Origin of the sequence: Blastomonas sp. SL216, from assembly GCA_026625625.1 — a bacterium.
GTDB lineage: Bacteria > Pseudomonadota > Alphaproteobacteria > Sphingomonadales > Sphingomonadaceae > Blastomonas.
This window is the reverse complement of sequence record CP113055.1, coordinates 3,637,795-3,658,371: the sequence shown is the minus strand read 5'-3', so window position 1 is coordinate 3,658,371 and position 20,577 is coordinate 3,637,795. Positions and strand designations below refer to the sequence as shown.

Below are 20,577 nucleotides of genomic sequence, written 5' to 3'. Positions count from 1 at the left end.
TGTTTCGGTACTTACACCTTTCCACGATGAACTTAAATTGCAGATCTGAACAAAATCCTCTTTAAACATCGGATACACATACACATTACCGCCCTGATCAACAATTATTCTAGTCACTCGACCTGCGCACCAATGAGGCGCTGCATTTGCAGATATCGACACAAACGCAACGGCAGCAGCGAACAACCACTTCATTTTACGCATACACCCCTCCATTTCGCCCCATCGCTCTCAGTCGACCTCGGACAGCACCTCTCAATACGGACCGCAGCGCGGTAGTTAACCCGAGAACTCATAGATTTTTACTGAATTAAAGAAACCTTAGACTTGCAAATTTTCCGCGTCGATATATCAACAACGCTTTTAATACTAAATTGAGATTTAAAGCTCAGAATCAGAAATCTACTTGATTAATCTTATAGCTAGGATTTTTTTACGATTGGCAAATGCGCAACCAGTATCATCCGTGATTAATACAACATTAGCTTCTGCTAGAAATGCACTTAACGCCATTGCGACTATTGTGTCAAAGTTCGGATGACTGGCGTCGACCCCATAGTCATTGGGGTATGAACCACAACCCGGAGTGGATGCAGTGGCAGTGATAACAAGCCCCTCACCAAACCTGATGGGGTGGACGCCCCCCGACGGCATCTATGTGCCAAAGTGGAGGTGTTGATTCACCACTGAGGGAGGCGTCCGTGTCGCAAGTTAGCACAATAGGTCTGGATATCGCCAAGAACGTTTTTCATGCGCACGGTGCCGATGAACGCGGTGCGATGGTTTTCAGTCGCAAGCTTACCAGGAACAAACTGCTCGACTTCTTTGCAAGTCAGCCGGGGTGCACTGTTGCACTTGAAGCGTGCGGGGGCGCGCATCATTGGGCGCGGCAGCTGAAGGCGATGGGGCACGATGTGCGGCTCATTCCGCCCGCCTACGTGAAGCCGTTCGTGAAGCGAAACAAGAACGATGCGATCGATGCGGAGGCAATCTGCGAGGCGGCACAGCGCCCGGGCATGCGCTACGTGACGGTGAAGAGCGAGGAACAGCAGGCCGCAGGTCTTGTGTTTCGAGCGCGCGACCTTGTGGTACGTCAACGCACCCAGTTGATCAACGCGATCCGAGGCCACTTGGCGGAATATGGCTGGGTCGCGCCACGCGGCACCGCGCACATGACGTTGCTGACCGAACTCCTGGAAGAAGGTGAGATGACCTCCACTTTACCAGCGGCGGCACAGCCGATGTTCAAGCTCATGATCGACATGCTAGCCGAGCTCGACAAGCAGGTTGCTGTGCTCGACCGCGAGATCGCGCGGCGCGCCAAGGAAGACGAAGCAGCCCGGCGGCTGATGACCATCCCAGGGATCGGTCCTATCGTGGCGACCGCCATCATCGCGCTGGCCCCGCCGATCGAGACCTTCCGCAAAGGCCGCGATTTTGCGGCCTGGCTCGGGCTTGCACCCCGACAGCACTCAACCGGAGGCAAGCAACGGCTTGGCGGTATAACCAAGATGGGCGAGCGGACGATCAGGCGGCTGCTCATCATCGGCGCAAGCTCGGTGGTGCTGCAGGCCAACAGGCGCGGTGCACCGCGTGGCTCATGGCTGGAAAGCATGCTGGCGCGCAAACCGCGCATGCTCGTCTCGGTCGCGCTCGCCAATAAGATGGCGCGCATGGTGTGGGCGCTGCTCACCAGGAAGGAAGACTACAAAGCTCCGGCAGTGGTCGTGGTGTAAGCCAAGGCAGCAGTCAGAGACGTCGGGGACGTAGGCGGTCGAAGGAGGGTATGGCACAACAGTCGGCGAGACGGGGCTGGAAGAACCAGGGAATGGCAGGGCGCTAGCCAAGCGCGTAAACCTGTAATGGATCCGGTCCGCGAACTCCCATACTGGCCCGCAGCTATGGCGCTGCTCATCGAGGCCGGACAGATGACAGCATCCGACTACGTGCCAAAATACCCCAATTTAATGCTTGCATCCAAAGGGGCGTCCACAGAAGCCGTTCTCTAGCCCAACTATTTTTGTTGCTCCCGTTTGCCCTGCAAACGCGGCTGTCGAACTCATCAATAACAGCAATAACGTAATTAATCTGGGAAAACCAATTTTTATTCGCATTTTAACCACCAAGACTTTCAAATCCGAATTGCAGGCATCGCCCACAAGTTTTTTAAAACAAAAATTTAACGCTAGATCATACTACCATCAACTCACTATTCATTTGTTATAGATAAGTAAATTATTCTTGGCTCGGAACCACAACCCGATCCAACACCGTCTTGGTAGGCGACGTGGACTATCTTGCCTGTCGTCAAGGCAGTGAGCGCAACAGCCAAAATACCGCTCCCTTCCCCATCGGGAATGCGAAACCAGAGGACTGGAGCCCCTATCCGCTCCAACCTCACCCGACGACAGCTAGGGCTTTCATGCCCTTCAGTGAGGGTAACTCTTCCGGTTGCGTACTGTACCGTTTGGGCAGCGCCAGATGTGCTTACAATCGCAAGACTGACACCCGTTAAGAAGGCAGCGATCTTTATGCTCCATCTGAAATACATGGCCATCTTACTTCCTTATTCAAGAAATATCGAAACTGCATACGGCGCCGATGCATCCCAATTGCTAGCGACGCACCCGACGAACCAAAGTGAAATGCGGCGTTGGCTGGTCATTGCCGTCATAGCCACGCTCAGAAAGCGATCAACATTCGCCGCCGAGGGCAAGATGACAGCATAATTGGCAGTTGAACATTGATCTGGATTCTGTATCCCGGTACCGAATATGTACACTCGGTCGCCTTCGACGGTGATTCTGGTGATATTGAAAGAACCACTAGCTCCAGCAGCTGATACGGGTGAATTTGCCAGCATCCACAGGCTCACTAACAAAGCCATTAATTTATAAGCTTTGACAAGCATTGATCATTTCTCCAAAATCAACCAATAAGATATTTATTGAAATTACGAATAAAACTTATATGTTATTTGGATATAGGGATAATGGTGAACCCGTTTAACGGAACTACAATATAGACTTTGGAAGGTGTGGTAGCTCCGCCGCCACCGGTGCCGCCACCTCCATCGGCCGATCCCTCGACCTTCACCCTCGTGCGATTTCCAGCAGCGTCGAATTCATAATTCGTCTCGACACCATTGGAGGGGCCTCCAGACTTCTGAACTTTGACGACCCGACCTAACGCGTCATAGGTGATCGTCGTAGCCTCGCCTTCCTGAGCGATAACGGGGGCACTTGCACCCACAGACAAAACGAGCCCAATTGCTGCAGCTAACCTTGACCTCATGATTCGCCCCCTTATTCTTTACGGCACACATACTAACTTCACCTCCCCCCAAAAGCCTAGCGGAAATTATTGGTCCAAAATGGACGAATTATACCTTCACTTTGATGCAAATTTCTAGTTGTATTCGAGCTTTTATAACTAGGCTTATTAGTCAGTATTGGAACTACCTGAACGCTGTGTGGTGGATGCCGTCCACCAAGTGGCATTTCAACGTGTCATGTCTTGATTCGGGCCAGCTCATTGGCGGTGGCGGATACAGAAACGCAGACCCACATTTCCGCTATAATGTAATCACTGGGCCGGCATGGCCGCCCCTGCATAGGGGTCATAATCGGCAGGCGGCCTGACGACAGGAATAGGTGGCCGCGGGGTCCTACCGCTACCATCCAGCCCAGCAGTTGACATGGAAGCTGACGTCGCTGCAGCCACTATCCCTGCTGCAATGCCCGAGGCGCCAAACACTACAAAGCAACCGATCACCGTCACTATTCCACGCCGCAAGTCGAGACGACCTGACATCAGTGCCAGGCCAACCGCAGCAATTGCAGTCACAGCAATTGCAGTTGCCAGCTGGCCTAGCATGGCAGACTGCAACCAGACGACGGCTGAACCGATCGAGATGGCTCTCGGGTCACCGGACAAGGGATCGACCATTCCCATCACGCTTCTAGGAGTTGCCAGGCAAATGCGATTGTCGACACGTAGCGACGCCCCTTGTCTCGCGACAATTGCACAAACACATCGATGGTCGAACGCACATAATGGTGGATGTCTTCCCTGCTGAGTTGTGTGCCGGCCTGGAGAGCCAGCAGGGTAATCTGTTCGATCGCACCTTGGGGGCTATCGGCATGTACTGTTGTCATCGATCCCGGATGCCCTGTGTTGACGGCCCGCAGAAAGGCTAGGGCCTCGGTTCCGCGCAACTCACCCAAGATCATCCGGTCCGGACGCAGGCGCAGCGATGCCGCAACAAGGTCATTGGCGGTCACCTGCGCTTCTCCCAGTTCGCTGCGCGCGGCCAACAGCCCTATTGCGTTCGCGTGCGTGATCTGGAGCTCAGGCGTATCTTCAATCAGTATCAGCCGCTCATCATTTGGTATCTCCCTCAGCAAAGCATTGAGGAATGTCGTCTTGCCAGTCGAAGTTCCGCCCGAGACGAGGATGTTTCTGCGCTGACGCACCGCTCCGCCCAAGAGCCCTGCCATATCGCCAGAGGCAAGCAATGCTTCCAAAATGTTGCGCCTGGTGTCTGTGCGTTGAATGCCGCGCTGCGTCGCTCCGAACGCGCCGGACGCTGCATAATCCGCCAAGGTCAAATCCGACGAAACATGCTTGCGTATAGCTAACGCTATGTGCCCGCGTGTTGCGGGCGGCATAACCACCTGAATGCGCGAGCCATCCGGCAAAGCGGCTGACAGCAGGGGGTGCTCGCGGCTGATCCCCTGATGGGAAAGCGCTGCCACCTGTCGGACCAGTCTCTCCAATGTCACGGCATCAAGCTCCGGCGCAGGCAAAACCTCGCTTTGTCCTCCCGTCGTCTCAAGCCATATCTGATGAGGTCGATTGACATAGATGTCGGTGACATCGGGCCTGCTAAGCGCTGCGCCGAGTGGTGCCAGATAACTGGTGAGGTATAGCTGACCAGCAGGGATTGAACGGAGCCCTGTCACCGCCCCTGCTCTACGCCTGTAAAATCGAGATCACGTGCTACAAATACGCTAATGCTGGTTCCGCGTTTAACAACGAGGGTCGGCGTTACCTGTTGCGGCTGGATGCGCTGACTTGCGACACCGCCAAATGATCCAGGGAGCGCAATCACTGTCGGCGAATCCACAGCGCGGGCTGCAGCATTGACCCCGATATCCAGGATCGACTGGAGAATGGCTCCGCCGAAACGCTCAAAAAAATGCGTGTCTACCCGAGCGCGAACACCATTCCGGCCCAGCGGATCAGCAGCCGGTGAATCAATGGCGACTGTCGCGCCATCGGGCCTGATCAAGCGGGTCCAATTGATCAGAGCGCGGCTCTCGCCGGAGCGCGTATCGGAATCATATTCCCCGATCAGACGACTCCCGCGAGGAATAAGCACACGCGTCCCATCATATCCTCGGACATCGCGTGACACTATTGCACGGACAAATCCCGGCCGCGTTGAATCCAGCGCTGACTCGAGCACTGCTGGTATAAGCGTTCCCTGAACAACCGATGTGCTTCGATTTGCAAACGCCCCGGCGCGCCTGCGGCCGGTATCGCGCACTGCTCTTGTGCCTGCTGTCGCCTGTTGATCGTCACCTTCCTGTTTTGCGGGCGACTGCGCACGGTTGGGATTGCCGTTATCGATCACGACCACTGGCGATGTATTGGTCGTCCGTTGCGGTTGCGCTGGCTGCACCACGGGCGGCGACGATGGGTAATAAGCTTGAACGGGAGATGGTGGCGACTGCACAGGCTGAGTGGGAGCCGCTACCGGGCGTATCGTCTGTGCTGGTCGGTCTGTAATCACCTGCACTGGAGTGCCCTGAGGTGGCGGCGGCGATGGCTGCTCCAGCTCCGGTGGCACATAAAGGGTCGGAGCCGAACTCCCGCCAGAAAGGTCGATCTGTCTGGTCGCAACGGCTGGTGCCTGCAGCGCGCGGCGGCGCCCATCGAGTATGACGAACAATGAAACTGCCAGTAACGTCAGGCCTGCACCAAATACCCATGGGGGAAGCGGTCGGCTAGCGCGAGCAACGCTGGGGCGGATATCGAGCTCAACTGCGCTGTCCTTCTCAGGCAGGCTCACCATCAGCGTTCCTCCTTTGGCAGGATGCGGCGAGCACGCGCCGTGCGATTATCGATCCGGAACGTAAGCTTTGGGACCACCGTATCGATGACATACATGCCATCGCGCATGGCACCGTTTACCAGCCGTTCCTCACCGCGATCGTCCACACTATATATCGCGGGAAGCGCAGCCTCTTCGGGCCAGACGATGTAGGTATGCACGCCATCATCCCCCATTTTGCTAGGGTAGAGCCGGCGGTCACCACTCATCCTGTACTCGCCCTCCTCGCGGTCGGGGCCCAGGCTACTCGTCATGATCCCTGGTCGAGGCGGTGGAAAAACGAACCGCACCGTGTAGGGCATGGCGCCGCCCGGACTGTCGAGGGCGTGCAAATCGAACAGATAGACCCGCGTATCCGTAATCACGGTCATATTGCTGTCGGTTTGCCCGCCCGACGTTTTGACGAACAGGTGAGAACCGCGCTGGTTGGTCGTTACCAGCCAGGCGCTGCTATCGCCCACTGCCACCGTCTCAATCCGCTCGTCTGGCGCGAACTCGACGCTGAGCTGATATCCTGCTGCCACGTCAAGGCGAACAATCTGGTCAGCCTGATAGACAATTTCACGTAATCGAGGATCGCCTGGCGCACGAAATGGCGGCGACATGTTCGAGCCGGGATACGCTACCTGCAGTAGCAACGTGGCGAATAAGCCCGTCAGCATCATAGCACGGGCCTGTCTGAAAGCCGCCGCAGGCCAGTTGGCGGCCCAGCAGGACGCAGCGGATCCAATGGCGAGCGCGTTGCGGGCTGCACTATCACCGGCTCAGGCGGAGGCAGCGCCTCAGGATCGCGCTGATAGCGTACCACCTGAAAGCCGAGCGGATTAAGGAACCGGTCCTCGACCCGCAATGGCTCGCCCGCAAAACGATAGCTGACGAGCGCGACCCAAGTGCCGGTGACGCGCGGCGCCGCACCTCTGTCCGAGCGACGGGTCTCGAAGCGCACCATCGCCTTGCCGCTGCCCATGGGCGACACGCTCTTGACCAGAGTATCAATGACGGTCGATCGCGGATAGCGCGAGAGGGGGCTTTCCGGATTGGTCGCCTGCATCATCGCGACATAGCGCGTGCGCGCGCTGTCTGCCGACCAGAGCGAGACTTTGCGATAATTGGCCTGGACCGCATCAATATCGAAACTCTCGCGCGCGATCACATATTGCACGAGGAACGACTGGGTCAGTGCCGCATCGCCCGAGATGCGCTGCGGCTCCAGCGGATCGACCGCCTGGACGAAGCCGGTCTGGCGATCGACAAGCAGGGTGTATGGCACCACGGTCTTGAGCGGCGTAAGCAGCATGATCGTGAGCGCCAGCATGACCGCAACGCCGGTCGCGATGCTGGCGACGATCCACGCGATCCGCCGGGAGGAGCGCAGCGCCTGTTGCTGGTCCTGCGCCCAGCTGGCGGCTTCGCGATAATAGGCTTCGCGTTCGGCCTTGCTATCCTGCTTCACGCGCGGGCATCCCTTGTGCTGGCGCTGCGCGAGACGTGGCGCACCGTCCTGCGGCGGTGCGATTGGCCGAGGGGGGTGATCGCTGCCGAGCCTGCTTGGCGGGTCACCGCCTGCACGGGAACGCGCTGTGGCCCCGCTAGGGCCAGCACCGCTGCATTCGCTTCGCGCCGCTGTTCCGAGGCCACGGCGTCGGCGACCATAGCTGCGCGCGACCGGTCCGGTCCGGAAGGTGCGGACAAGGTCGTTGCGACGCGCTCCGGTGCATGCGAACGTCCTGTCGGCAGGCCGACCAAGGGCCAGATCGGTGCTGACGGCGCGAAGCTGAAGCCCCAGGCCAGCCGCGCCAATGCCACAATCGTCACGATCAACAGGATCACGAACAAAAGCCCCAGGGTCAGCAGCTCGACCGGCGCGGAAGGCACGGCGATCCCGGCGGCACGCGCGCTGAGGAGGCTGGTAAGCCAGGGCTCGTAAAGCGCGAGCTGCACGCCGAGCAAGATCGCGGTGCCGAGGCTTCCCAGAGCTGCGCCGAGCAGCACCCTCAACCAGCCGGCAAACAGCCCGCGCGTCGCATCGAACAGCAGGAAGGCGATGAACAAGGGCGCAATTGCCAGCAGCAACCCGGCGACCAATCGCACCGCTCCGAATGCGCCCAGCACGCCGAGCAGGAACAGCATCCGTGCCCCGCCCAGGGCGAACGGCTCAAATCCGGCAAAAAGTGGCGGCATGGTGTTGAGATTGGCGGACCTCAGGCCCGTCCCCTCGATCGCCAGCGTCACCATCGCGGCATCGGTCGCCTCCAGCCGCGAAACCATGCCACCTTCGCTACCCGGCAGACCCGACGCGCGGCCTATGTTCGCGCTGAGCTCCGCAGGTGCCCTGACAGCGACATCAAACACCAGGGTGCGATAGGCTGGCCAACTGGTCGCCAGGGTCAGCACGATCCCGATCTTCACAAAGGCCAGCACGCCCTCGCGCACGCTGGGGACTTCGCCCAGGATCATGCGATAGCCGAAGATCGCGACGAAGATGGTGAGCAACCCTGTCAGCAGCGTCCACAGGATCGATCCGGGGCTTGCCAGCGCCTGATAGCCCGACGCCCCGATGGTCAGCGCCTGACAATCGAGGAAGCGCAGCGTGTCGCCCAGGAAATTGCCGCCAGGGGTGGGAACCGGGCACGCCATCACAGCGCCTCCATCAGCGCCGGAATCCACACATCCGGATCGTCGCCCACCCGTCCGCGCAGTTCATCGAGCGCCCGCACGCTGCTCTCGCGCCCGGACAGAATGGTCAGAATCTCGCGCTCACCCGACAGGTTGAGCCGCGCGACCACGCTATGCGAGCCGTGCTTGATCAGGAAGCAATGCGCGCTGTCCGGCAGCGTGCGGACCAGATCAAACTCATGCGCGGTCAGTCCGAACCCGTCGATATAGTCGGCCGCGCGCGCCTTGGGATTGGCCATGAAAATCTGTGTTGCGGCCTGTTCGATAATCGCGCTCGCGATCCGGCTTTCGAGCGCATCCTGCGCGCTCTGGGTGGCAAAGCCAACTATGCCGTTGCGCTTGCGGATGGTCTTTTCCCAATCCTTGATCCGCCGCACGAACACGTCGTCGTCGAGCGCCTTCCAGCCTTCGTCGACGACGATGATCGCGGGCGTCCCGTCCAGCCGCTGCTCGACCCGGTGGAACAGGTACAGCATCGCCGGGCTGCGCAACGCCGCATTGTCGAGGATTTGCGTCATGTCGAACCCGACCGTTTCGGCATCGAGATCGGTCAGGTCATGTGGGTTGTCGAACAGCCAGCCATGCTCGCCCTCGCCCCACCAGGGTCGGAGGCGCGACCACAGATCATCGCTGCGCGGACGATGGCCGCCGCGGAACAGCTCGACCAAATAGCGCAGCCGCCGATGCTCGGCAGGCTGCTGGAAATTGGCGTCGATCGAATCCTTGATCTGCGCCGCTTCCTCGACATCGACGCTGCCCGCCAGCAGGCTCAGCCATTCGATCAGAAACTGCCGGTTGCCGGGCGTGTCCTCGATCTGCAACGGGTTGAGCCCCGAAGGCTGGCCGGGGCGCAGCACATCATAGCTGCCGCCGATGGCACGGATGAACAGCTCCGCGCCGCGATCCTTGTCGAAGAACACGATCCGGGGCGAAAACTTTCGCGCCTGCGCGAGCAGGAAATTGAGCACCACCGTCTTGCCCGACCCCGAAGGACCGATGACGGTGAAATTGCCAAGATCGCTCTGGTGGAAGTTGAAATAATACGGTCCCGCTGCTGTGGTCTCCAACAGGCTGACCGCATCGCCCCAATGGTTGCCCTGGGGCTGCCCGAGCGGGAAATTGTGACAGCTCGCAAGCCCCGCAAAGTTCTTCGTCGAGACGAGGCCCCGCCGCGCGATATAGCGAAAATTGCCCGGAAACTGCGCCCAGAATGCGGGTTCCAGCGCAATCTCCTCGCGCACCGCAATCGCGCCCAGGTCCGCGAGCATCGCCTGCGCTTCGGCCACGCCCTGATCGACCTCGCCCAGGCTGCTGCCCCGGATCGCAAGCGTCATGTGATGCTCGCCAAAACCGGCGCGGCCCGCCGCGACATCATCCTTGGCGGTGGCGAGTTCGTCGCGAAGACTCAAGGCCTCATCCTCGGCCGAGCGCATCCGCCGCAGCGCAAGGTTCATCCGCGACAGCGCCGCCGAGCGATCCACAAAGCCGAAGCTCTGCGAGAGCACCATCTCGAACGGCAGTCGCAACAGCTCGTCGAACATGCCCGGCGCGGTCTGCGCGGGATAATCCTTGATCGACACGATGCCGACGAAACTGGGCGGCGAAAGCCCCGCCTTGCCCAGCTCGACCGTCTCCTGCCCGAAGCTGATACGGCGATAGGGCAGATAGCGTCCGATATCCTGGCGCGGCAGCAGCACCGGGCGCATCTCGCCGTGAAAGAGCGAGGAGAGGAACTCCAGCGGCTCCGAACACGGCCCCTGCGGCATATCATAGACGCCGAGCAGGTGCGGCCCATAGCTGCCCAGCGCCGAGACCAGAGCGTCGCGCGCATTGTCGAGCTGCCGCAGGTCCTGCGCGGCTTCCGCCTCGCGGTCGAGCGTCGTGCGCCCGAGCAGCGCGCGCACCCGGTCGAGCGCGCCGATCTGGCCGCGCAGGGGCCTGCGCACCAGCGTCAGGAACAGGTCGTTGATATAGAGCTGGCGCGATTGCAGCCGCGTGCGCCAGGCCGCATCGAGCCGCTGCGAGAAACGGTCGGGAAACTCGGCCTCCAGCGCCATGTCCACCCGCCGCCGGACGATATGGTGATAGATGGCAAAGCTCGGGCTGCCGATCGCCTGCAGCATCGCATCGCGCAGCCGGGCGCGATAGTTGATCTCCTCGCTGTCCGCCGTCTCGAAATGCAGGCCGCGCAGGTGCAGTACCTGCATCAGCATGCCATCGCGCGTCTCGATGGTGTGATCGTTGACATGCCGCGCATAAGGCAGATGCTCGCCCGCCTGCTTCTCGCGCGCAATGACCTTGGGATCATTCGTCAGCGCTGGCAGCATCAGGGCTGATAGGAGTTGCATTGCCAGATCGCGTGATTGCGGATGCGCGGGCAGCGCCCCAGGCGCACCAGCCACAGGTCGAAAAAGCGCGGCTCGCGCAGGCACAAAAGCATGCCGGCGAGATGGATCAGCAGCGCCACCGCGACGATCCAGCCCGAGCGGAAGATCAGGAACAATTCGGTCGCCACCACCGCATTGGCGACGAAATAGCTATAGGTCACCCCGGCGAACATCTGCGGCCGCGTGAGCGCGATGAACACCGATGTCCGCTCGATGCTCTCCACCGCGTCAATTCCCCAGCGTCGCGGTCGACTGGATTCCCGCGACGATGCTCGCCGCGCCGAACAGGATGAAGCAGCCCAGGATCACCGTCGCGCCATAGCGCCAGTTGATCCGCCCGGTGAGCATCATGAAGCCGACCGCCGCCACCGCTATCACCGCCACCACCGTCGCGATGGTGCCGAGCAGCGTGCCTTGCAGCCACTGCACGGCAGAGACCAGCACGCCCGATCCCGCCGGATCGCCCAGCGCATCCTGCGCCAGCGCCGCATCGGATGCGGCGACCAGCAAGCCTGTCAAACCCAAAGAAAATCGCGAAACGATCGCCCTCACCCTGCACCCCGTATGAAATCAGATTCGGCGGCGAATATGCAGGTGCGCCAAGACTTTGCCAACCCAAAGAATATTGGCAGTGATTGAGACACTAGCCTTGGCATCACCAACTACGTCACTCAGCGATGCGACGAAATGAATTCATTATGAAGAAAATATAACTCCATAATGGATGCAATTTTTTGCAGTCTATTTAGCAGCTCCGCGTTCTTACGGCCCGCTTGCAGGCTTCGGCCCGCGCTTCTGCGGCATGAGGCTGAGGCCGGTCTTCGCCTCCATCGCGGCGAGCCAGGCTTGTGAGCCAATTGGTCGCCCGATGGACTCCGCCTTGCGCAATGCCGCATAGCTCATCGCTTCATCGAAGGGTTCGCCCGGAAACGCCGCTAAATCACCGACCGGTTCGAGTGCGGGCGCGACCTTGACGACATGATCGTCCGCTCCTGCCAGATGCGCCGAGGTGCTGGACCAGCGCCAGTCTTCCGCCCGCTCCACCAGCCGCGCCCGGACCGGATTAAACGCGATATAACGGAAAGCGTGATGCAGATGCTCCTCATCCATCGCCACCGATGAAAACCGGCCCTGCCACAGATGACCGGTCGTACGCAGGCGCGCGTTGATATAGCCCGTATAATGGCGATGCACGAACCGGAAGGTCCGCCGCAATCCGTCCACATCTTCAGGCACGGCGATGATGTGGACATGGTTGGGCATCAGGCAATAGGCCCAGATCGCCACGCGCGCCTGCCCCGCAGCCTGCGCCAGCAGATCGAGAAACAGCGCATAATCGCCACCTTCAAAAAACGTCCGCTCCCGCCGGTTGCCACGCTGCGTGATGTGATGCGGGATGCCCGGCCGGACAAGGCGAGGAAGGCGGACGATGATGCGATCAGCTTCGCTCCGTCTGAAGGGGAGAGGTATTTAGGGGTTTATGCACGTGTCACCGTAATTCTATGCACGTGTCACCGTAATTCAGCATCAAGCCACCGGATCATGCGATGGGGTTTCCGACTGAACGGGGTGGGACATACGCGCCATCAGCCAGCGATGACTACCCCGCTGAGAGCATGGGCGATTTTGGGGTTGTTGAACCTGTCACCGTAATTCCATCTTTGGCTCTGGAAAATAAAATGTCATCCGTGCACTCGCAGGAGTCATATCGTTAGGTATAAAAAAACGAGCCCTACGCTCCAATAAGCGACAAGGAATATTATCAAGAACGGAACATCCACTATAAGACGTAACTTTACAGTCGGAAATCCTTCCACTTCTATTTATCTCTAAACTCACGCTTACTATACCACTATCACTTCTTTGAACTATGCCTTCCGGATAGTCTTTAGATGTGATCCATTTCTCTGGATTAATAGGAATAGCATTCTCAAAATGCTCCGGACGCACCCTGAGATCCAGCTCTGGTATTTTCTCCGCTTGATGTCCAGTCAAGCCAGCTAAAACCAAAAATATCATGATTATTCCAATCAATATCTAGTGCGCCGCTGCCCTATTCCTAAACGCTCGTTTCTTCTATTTTCAGCGTTAACTGCGTTTGCTTCCGATCGACCGCCCATGCCAATTGTTTGTCTTACAGTGAATCCACTAACATCAATCGTACCGGTGACCCCTGACACCCCTCTCATTTGATCCCAAAAATGAGTTCCTTCATGCTCGGCTGCTCCCTCTGGTGTCATTGTATAGCTAGATCCGTCTATCCCTTGACCAGGCACAACAGAATCTTGCATTCCAATTTTCATTTCCGCTGGATAGTATTCACCTTCCACAGTTTCAAATTGACGATAAATGGACACCTCCGCTGCCCCACCATCGACTAGAGAAACGCTCACGATATTACCGGAATCAACTGCCGCCTTTTCAATATCACTCCATGAACTGGTCGGATCGGACAATCGGCTGTTTATAAAGTTGTCAGCGGCGTCTCCTTGGGCACCTGCCGAACAAAATCCCCCCGTGGGCTTTCCGTTTTCGTCATACTGGCACATTCCAGTCGGATCACGCTTGTTAACCGGATCATTGCCGACATAAGCGTAAAGATTGATCTGGTCCTCATAGCCGATCGGATCGGTCTGCAGGAACCGGCCCAATGTCGGCGAGTAGATGCGGGCCTTGTAATGGTACATGCCCAGATCCTCAAGCCAGGCCTGTCCCGTATACTGGAACCGCCCGATATTGCCCGCGCCGGGGATGCCATATTCGTCATAACGGTTGATCGCGATGGTGTTGCCCCAGCCATCGGCGATCGCGGTGACCGAGCCCTGATGGTTGGTGAACAGATAGCGCCGGACGGAGGCGGAGGTGCCCGCACCCTCAAACCACACCTGCGGCGTATCTGCGCCATCGCCATGGACATAGCGCTTGAGCATATTGCCCCACTGGTCGTACTCCGCGACCAAGGCATCGCCATCATAGAGGAACCGCCTCGTCCCGCTCGGACCACCGCTCACCTGCCACAACCGGCCCAGTGGATCATAGGCCAGGTTCACATTGCGCGCACCCGACGCCGAGACAAGACGGTTCTCCACATCATAGGTTAAGCTGGTGCTGCCATCCGATGTCAGATTGCCGTTGGGATCATAAGCAAAAGCGGCAGCGCCTGCGTTGCTGTATTGGTTCAGCCCGTTTGTCGCGTAAGGGCGATCCACATTGTAATAATTACTGAACGCATAGGCACTGGTGTTGCTCGATAGGCTCACCAACTGGTTGGCGGGGTTGTAGCTGTAGCTGGTCGAGACATTGTTCACCCCGTTCATAAACGCCAGCGCGAGAACGTTAGGGCGCAAGGCAGCGTCATAGCCAACTGCCGAATAAGGCCCCCATCCATAGCCAGGGGTCAAACCCCAACCACCCGGAACTCCGCGATACAGATTTGCAGGCCGACCAGCCGAATTGTAGGTCTGATGGACAAGCGCGTCCCCGCCCGCGATCTGGCTTTGGATAAATCGATCAGCTAAATCATAGGATGAAATCACGCTGACGCTATCAGGATAGGTGATCACAGTTCTGTTGCCAGAAGGATTGTATTGATGGCTCAGCGTCCGCGGTGTGCCGCCCATGTTTGTGATGCTGGTGGTAAGCTGACCAAAGCCATTATAGACATTGGTTATTCCTTCACCCCATGGCGCATCAAAGCGAGCGTAGGTCTGCAGTCCTCGCAGGTCATAGCCATAATAAACATCGCGTGTATGGATCGATGACAGGCCTGCGCGCTCGGGAACGAACTTCGCTGTCATTCGGTTCAGCGCATCATATTGATAGGTGATCGTTGAGCCGTCCCGCTTGCGCAGAGAGGTGCGATTGCCGTTGGCGTCGTAGCCATAAGCCTCGTAGTCGCCCCAGTTTACGCCAGTGCGATTGGCGGTCGGGAAATAATGCACCGACAGCCGGTCATACCCATCATATTGGAAGGCCGCCGGATTGCCATTGGCATCAGTTACACTGGCCCGCTTGCCATTGTCAGTGTAAGTGTGGCTGACGTAAGCCTGTTCGACGGACGTACCAACAGCCTTGCGTATCTGAACAAGTTGACCCGCCGCGTCGTAGATGTTCCTCGTGATACGGTCTGGGCCATATCCTCCTTCAGCACCGAGTAAGCAAGCTGTCTGAGGTAGTGAACCAAATGCTGCAGGGTTCATCCGAATAGCCGTGCATTCGAGACGACCTGCTGCGTCGTAGCTAAATTGAGTGACCGCGACCTCAGCGTTCCCTATAATCACTTCTTTTGTCTTTTGTCCCAAATCATCGAAGGTGATGATTGTGGACCGATTCACAGTCATGTCTGCCAGCGCTTGTGCGGTTACACCCGATGCAGTTCCCTCATCCGTTCGGACAATTTCGTCCTCAAGATTGTACGTGAAACGCGTTGCCGACCTCATGGCTGGGCCCGCTCCGTCTGGATCCTCGCCTATGAGTCCCACCCTCCTGCCAGCGACATCATAAAGAACATGTGAGGTAGCCCCGCCGGGTTCCGTAGTCAGAATTAATCGGCCTGCGGCATCATAGTTGAAGCTTGTAGTTAGGGTTGTACCGTTAGCGCTAACCGAACTTGTCGACTGGAGGAGTGTATTTTCCCAGTAGGTATAGGAATGAACGACCTCATCGGCTGTTCCGACACAGCTGGCCACGCTTTGACACTCGGACGTGCGCAGCAGGCGATACAAAGTTCCGGTGGGCGTCCAGACTGATTCATACGTTAAACGCTTTTGTGCTCGGACCCCGTTAGAATCCGCAGGCCCAGTCAGTTGAATCAGACCACCATGGATTGGATCATAAACGTAGTCCGTACGATGCTCGACAAGTCCTGACTGAACTGCCCTAGCGTCACGAGTCCAGTTTGGTTTATTGCACGTTAGTGGATTGAAACAATTTGAATCATAATTCGCTTCATAAATAATATTTGACGATCCAAAATTAGGCTTAGCCCTAGAAATAACGCGCGTAATATTGCCGCGATAATCGCTCTCATAGGTAAATCCGTTCGACTCAGGCAAATTTACAGAACCAAGAACCGCAGGCATTATATATTCGAAGAACATTTTTTTACCAAGCTCATTAGTTGACTCAACAACGTCCGAGCCAGTCAACGGAAAGATACATCTTGCAGAGCCACCCCATTCAGTTTGCCAGGGAACCTCATTGCCACGCGATCTTGCCGAGCGCGTGCCCCCGCTAGGATCTGTTGATGTCAATGTTGCATCCGGCCCCGCACCGGGGTTGAAATAGTCATATGTCCAGACAAACCCGCCCCGCGCCACGGAAGTAACCGGAACTAGCCTAACCCCTGGAATTTGCTTGTATCCAATAGTGGTAATCCTACCACTCGCACTTGTGATCGTCCGGGGCACAATCAATGTTCGATCAAAAGAGCCGCAGGCCAGTATTTCATCAGATCGTGATTCAATTGTAAATTGACGAGAAAGCTGATCAGTGATTACAACTGTCTCGTACACGGAGCTTCCTCCGGGCGTAACCGACCGACTAGAAGATATACTGCCTAAAACGCTCCCACCCCTTCTAAGTCGAAACGTAGATGAAGACATACCGGTCCTGTGCGTTAACCAGTAAGCTCCAGCGAAGCTAAAGTTAACCGAGCATGGGCTGCATGGAGTCACGATATCCAGCGAATATCCAAGATTGCTTTCAATCGTATCAACGAAATTTCCTGAAACCACGATCGGAAAATCAGCAAACTTTAAAGTTTCCCCGCTACTGAAGCGAATCGACCTTGCATAAGAGTAGCCGTTATATTGCGCCGCATTACATCCAGTTTCAACGTCCTCACAGTAATCAAGTGACTGAATAGACATCGGAAAAAATGCCACCTCAGTACCTTGCCCATCTCGATAAACATATGAAGTTGAATCGGTGCGCATCAGTTGCGATCCGTCTATGTTGCCAACCTGGCTGCAGGCACCAATGCCTTGGCAAATAAAGAGCTGGTCAGCGCCACCAAAGTGCACCCGAATGTGGCGCTCATTAGGGTCTCCGATATCGGGCCGAGTCAGAGTCTGATCATCTAAGTAGGTGTTGAGGGTACTGGTAAATCGTCGACCGTTGAAGACCGTTTTGATGTTCAATGCGCTAGCGCCAGGCGCGTTAAAGCCAAAAGGTGAGACGACCGAATACTGACCCGACGCAACATCGACACCGTTTATATCTGGCTTAGGATTGATCACTGGCACATTGGCTCCAGACGCGTCCTGAGCCATAAGATCACAACCTGAAGAGATTGCACAATAAAATATAGCAATAAACAGGCAATTGCACAAAATTCTATGCCACCTATTCTTCTCTGCGCAATATCTCTGAGCTTGAAAGACCGCATCTAACGAAGATGGGTAGGATTCAACCATGTCCCCTGAAGCGAAACGCCTAAAAACCCCTGTTAACATTCGAAATCTCGCGAAAAATAGATGAAAAACCCGAGCTCAATTGACTTCGCCAAGAGAGCTGCCGAACCCACGTTGCTCACCATTAAAAATGCTGGAGCCAGATATAGCCACATTCGCGCGGTCGCCGACCGCATCCTGGTTGCAACTCGAAGGGACACCACCATTCGCCGCTGAGGTGCGCCACGCCTGCGCCATCAGTCCCATCGCATTGCAAATGTTGGCCACCCCGTCACTCAGCTGGCCTCGCGTTGATACCCCCCCCGCCAACATGCTTGCGCGCCCAAGTCCCAAGCCGCTTCTCAGCATATTGCCCCCATAACGCTCAGATTTATTGTTAGAGCCCCGCATTTGCAAGAATCGAGCCATTATGCTGAATGCTGCTTTCGACGAATTCAACCTTGGAAGCACAACACAGAACCAGCAAGTAGTCTATCATCAAAAACATCCATTTTGAATTGATCGGTAAATTTTCTCCATTCGTGTTGGCTGTTCTGCAAAGTTATCGGAGTATAGAGCGTTTCTAAGAGGCTGTTTGGAAAATCGCCTGAAGGGGTTGCGCTGAGGTTAGCAGTCTGATTCATGCTCTGTATGTGGACGCAGCAGATGTGCCGCTTGCGTCCGACAACCTCCTTTGCCGCGTCAAACCCGCGCGTATCTGCCGATGGCGCCTTGACCGACTGGCTGCCGATCACCGCAGCGTTCGGACTTGCCTCGCGCCCTTGACGCTCACGATCCAGCATCAACTCGATGTCATGGATCGTCTGGAACAGGAATCTGCGCGCCAATTCACGAAACCAGCCATAGACCGTTTGCCGCGCCCCGAAATGGATCGGCAGCATGCGCCAGCCACAGCCCGATCGAACAAGATAGCGCACCGCGTTGATCACTTCGCGAAAGTCCACCTCGCGTGGACGGCCCCTGCGCCCCGGCTTGGGCATCAACGGTGCCAGGCGATCCCATTCCTCATCGGTCAGGTCACTGGGGTAGCGTTTTGTCTTCTTGGCAATCCGGGCCATCCGCCCTCGGCTCGCCGTGGATACTGACGGCCGGTTGCTTATGGTCAACCTCACCACCGCAGACATTTCGGACAGCGCAGGTGCCCAGACCATCCTCGATGGCATTCGGAGGCGATGGCCATGGATCAAGCATCTGTTTGCCGATGGCGCCTATGACCGTCTCAAGCTCATGGACAAGGCCAGCTATCTGGATTTCGTCATCGAGGTCATCCGCCGCAGCGATCAGCAGCAAGGCTTCAAGGTGCTGCCACGACGATGGGTCGTCGAGCGGACTTTTGGCTGGATGATCCGGTGGCGCCGATTGGTCCGCGACTACGAGAAGCGCATCGATGTCTCACAGGCCATGATCCTCGTCGCCATGGGCGGAAATCTCCTACGACGAAACGCTCATCCCTGATTTTCCAAACGGACTCTTATTCATCCTGCTGGCTGGGTTGGAGGCCAGCATGGATGGCCAGAGCTTTATCTCAAGATTTGCGTGACCGGGTCGTTGCGGCGACTGACGATGATATGAGTTGCCGAGCAGCAGCGGCTCTTTTGGGGGTTGGCGTTGCTACGGCGGTTCGCCGGCGGCGAATGGCGCGCGAGCATGGTCAGGCGATTGTGGGCAAGCCGAGCGGCGATCAATGCTCGTCGAAGACCGATATTCACGCTGACCGGATTATGGCGATGCTGGTCGAGAACGGCGATATCACGCTGGCGGAGAATCAGTCGGGCCACGCCGCGCAAGGCGTTCACATCGGGATCGGCACACTGTGGCGGTTCTTTGATCGCCGCGGCATCGCGCGCAAAAAAGACCGCGCATGCGATCGAGCAAGACCGTCCCGACATCTTGAGGCACCGTCAGGCGTGGTTCGACGGTCAGCTCGATCTCGATCCCGAGCGCCTGGTCTTCATCGACGAGACTTGGACCGCGACCAGTATCGCCCGCATTCACGGGCGGTGCGCCAAGAGCGACCGGCCCCTTCTCTTCAATCCAACTCGCTGGCTTCTCCAGCTTGAGGGTCAGCCTCAATGGTAACTCGTGAGAGCAAGGTCAGTCATTGATCGCCTAAGGCGATCCGCATGATAACTCCGAGGTCAGAAGCCGCATTGTAGCGAGAAGAAAATCATCGACAGCAATAGCGCATTTTGGCATAGTAAAGGCACGGTCCGAGATCGTCGTTTTGATGCGCAGGGAACCGGGCGTGGGAATATGAATAGCGGAAGAATATTAAATTTTGCTATCAAATACATATACTTAACTTCGTCAAACCTCCGTCTCCGCCACCTACTAATCCCACAACATCGCTGATCAGCTCCGACAGTCCAGCTTTCCTGCGGGGTTCGCTAGAGATTCGGATCCTCACGTTTCCCACGTCGTCCAGACCGACATTTTTGCCAATGTGGGAACAAATTTTATGATCAGCTCCATGGGCACGACTTCGAACACTGGCCCGAAGGCTCAGGGTCAGCCCAGCCGCCGTGTCAGTTTTGGCGACGGCCTCTTTCGCTGCGATAGGCCGGGAGGAACCAGCAGCTGGGTCTGCCGGGTGCAGCACAAGGGCCACCTGAGAGATTTCGGCCTGGGCAGCTGCAAGACGGTCGGGCTGGAGGAAACGCGCGAGCGGGCGCTGGTTGTGCGCCGTCAGGTCGAACAGGGCTATGACCCGCAGTTCGAGCGGCGCAAGGTCGAAGCGGCGCCCAACTTCAAGGACGCGGCGCAGAAGGTTTTCGACATTCGTTCGAAGACCTGACGCAATGGAAAGCACCATGGGCAGTGGATGCGCACCATGGAACCGCAAATTTCCGCAATGTTGTCGATCGCGATGCCAGCGGCGGCAAAAAGCCGAACCTCACTGTCTCGCCAGCGCGGCACCGCGAGCTTGCAAGACGAAATGGGCAGCGCCATTCCTGAAAACTCCTGAACGAGCGCGGCGGCGTTG

General features: G+C 57.3%; 17 protein-coding genes and 2 pseudogenes. 4 read left to right on the top strand and 15 right to left on the bottom strand.

Annotated elements, in window-relative coordinates; translation table 11 throughout:
• The first annotated feature begins 701 nt into the window (after positions 1-701).
• Entirely contained in the window at positions 702-1,736 is a 1,035-nt protein-coding gene (locus OU999_17185; protein WAC23440.1) for an IS110 family transposase, read from the top strand.
• An 830-nt stretch (positions 1,737-2,566) separates the two neighbouring features.
• Here the strand turns inward: OU999_17185 and OU999_17180 are convergent.
• The 14 genes and pseudogenes from OU999_17180 to OU999_17115 form a co-directional block, all read right to left on the bottom strand.
• Positions 2,567-2,911, bottom strand: coding sequence for a hypothetical protein (locus OU999_17180; GenBank protein WAC23439.1), 345 nt, complete (start codon positions 2,909-2,911; stop codon positions 2,567-2,569).
• A 674-nt stretch (positions 2,912-3,585) separates the two neighbouring features.
• Positions 3,586-3,948 carry a TrbC/VirB2 family protein gene (locus tag OU999_17175; GenBank protein ID WAC25466.1) on the bottom strand — a complete coding sequence of 121 codons (363 nt, stop codon included), beginning with the start codon at positions 3,946-3,948 and terminating at the stop codon, positions 3,586-3,588.
• A gap of 5 nt (positions 3,949-3,953) precedes the next feature.
• The gene (virB11, locus tag OU999_17170; GenBank protein ID WAC23438.1) at positions 3,954-4,964 is read right to left on the bottom strand and encodes a P-type DNA transfer ATPase VirB11; all 1,011 of its coding nucleotides are present in this window, start codon (positions 4,962-4,964) and stop codon (positions 3,954-3,956) included.
• Positions 4,961-6,079, bottom strand: a complete 1,119-nt coding sequence (locus OU999_17165; GenBank protein ID WAC23437.1) for a TrbI/VirB10 family protein — start codon at positions 6,077-6,079, stop codon at positions 4,961-4,963. Before OU999_17165 ends, virB11 begins: the two co-directional genes overlap by 4 nt.
• On the bottom strand, positions 6,079-6,783 hold the full coding sequence (locus OU999_17160) for a TrbG/VirB9 family P-type conjugative transfer protein (protein WAC23436.1): 705 nt from the start codon (positions 6,781-6,783) through the stop codon (positions 6,079-6,081). Before OU999_17160 ends, OU999_17165 begins: the two co-directional genes overlap by 1 nt.
• Positions 6,780-7,571 (bottom strand): VirB8/TrbF family protein, encoded by a 792-nt coding sequence (locus OU999_17155; protein WAC23435.1) that lies wholly within the window; start codon positions 7,569-7,571, stop codon positions 6,780-6,782. The genes OU999_17160 and OU999_17155 overlap by 4 nt, the downstream gene beginning before the upstream one ends.
• Positions 7,568-8,755 (bottom strand): type IV secretion system protein, encoded by a 1,188-nt coding sequence (locus OU999_17150; protein ID WAC23434.1) that lies wholly within the window; start codon positions 8,753-8,755, stop codon positions 7,568-7,570. The genes OU999_17155 and OU999_17150 overlap by 4 nt, the downstream gene beginning before the upstream one ends.
• Positions 8,755-11,121: a VirB4 family type IV secretion/conjugal transfer ATPase gene (locus tag OU999_17145; GenBank protein WAC23433.1), complete on the bottom strand. Its 2,367-nt coding sequence runs from the start codon at positions 11,119-11,121 to the stop codon at positions 8,755-8,757. The genes OU999_17150 and OU999_17145 overlap by 1 nt, the downstream gene beginning before the upstream one ends.
• Entirely contained in the window at positions 11,121-11,405 is a 285-nt protein-coding gene (locus tag OU999_17140) for a VirB3 family type IV secretion system protein (GenBank protein WAC23432.1), read from the bottom strand. Before OU999_17140 ends, OU999_17145 begins: the two co-directional genes overlap by 1 nt.
• A gap of 4 nt (positions 11,406-11,409) precedes the next feature.
• Positions 11,410-11,700 (bottom strand): TrbC/VirB2 family protein, encoded by a 291-nt coding sequence (locus OU999_17135; protein ID WAC25465.1) that lies wholly within the window; start codon positions 11,698-11,700, stop codon positions 11,410-11,412.
• Between the two features lie 243 nt (positions 11,701-11,943).
• Complete coding sequence (locus OU999_17130) at positions 11,944-12,567, bottom strand: transposase (GenBank protein ID WAC25464.1); 624 nt, start codon at positions 12,565-12,567, stop codon at positions 11,944-11,946.
• 258 nt (positions 12,568-12,825) lie between these two features.
• The gene (locus OU999_17125; GenBank protein ID WAC23431.1) at positions 12,826-13,200 is read right to left on the bottom strand and encodes an energy transducer TonB; all 375 of its coding nucleotides are present in this window, start codon (positions 13,198-13,200) and stop codon (positions 12,826-12,828) included.
• Between the two features lie 11 nt (positions 13,201-13,211).
• Positions 13,212-17,453: an RHS repeat-associated core domain-containing protein gene (locus tag OU999_17120; protein ID WAC23430.1), complete on the bottom strand. Its 4,242-nt coding sequence runs from the start codon at positions 17,451-17,453 to the stop codon at positions 13,212-13,214.
• A gap of 785 nt (positions 17,454-18,238) precedes the next feature.
• A pseudogene (locus OU999_17115) lies at positions 18,239-18,718 on the bottom strand (transposase).
• Between OU999_17115 and OU999_17110 the strand changes: the two are divergent.
• A pseudogene (locus tag OU999_17110) lies at positions 18,663-19,049 on the top strand (transposase). The pseudogenes OU999_17115 and OU999_17110 sit on opposite strands and share 56 nt — an antisense overlap.
• Before the next feature lie 65 nt (positions 19,050-19,114).
• Here OU999_17110 and OU999_17105 read toward each other — a convergent pair.
• Positions 19,115-19,483 carry a hypothetical protein gene (locus OU999_17105; GenBank protein WAC23429.1) on the bottom strand — a complete coding sequence of 123 codons (369 nt, stop codon included), beginning with the start codon at positions 19,481-19,483 and terminating at the stop codon, positions 19,115-19,117.
• Positions 19,484-20,052: 569 nt separating this feature from the next.
• Here OU999_17105 and OU999_17100 point away from each other — a divergent pair.
• Entirely contained in the window at positions 20,053-20,388 is a 336-nt protein-coding gene (locus OU999_17100; protein ID WAC23428.1) for an Arm DNA-binding domain-containing protein, read from the top strand.
• 27 nt (positions 20,389-20,415) lie between these two features.
• A complete protein-coding gene (locus OU999_17095) occupies positions 20,416-20,559 on the top strand; it encodes a hypothetical protein (protein ID WAC23427.1) in 144 nt (47 codons plus the stop codon).
• Positions 20,560-20,577: the final 18 nt, after the last annotated feature.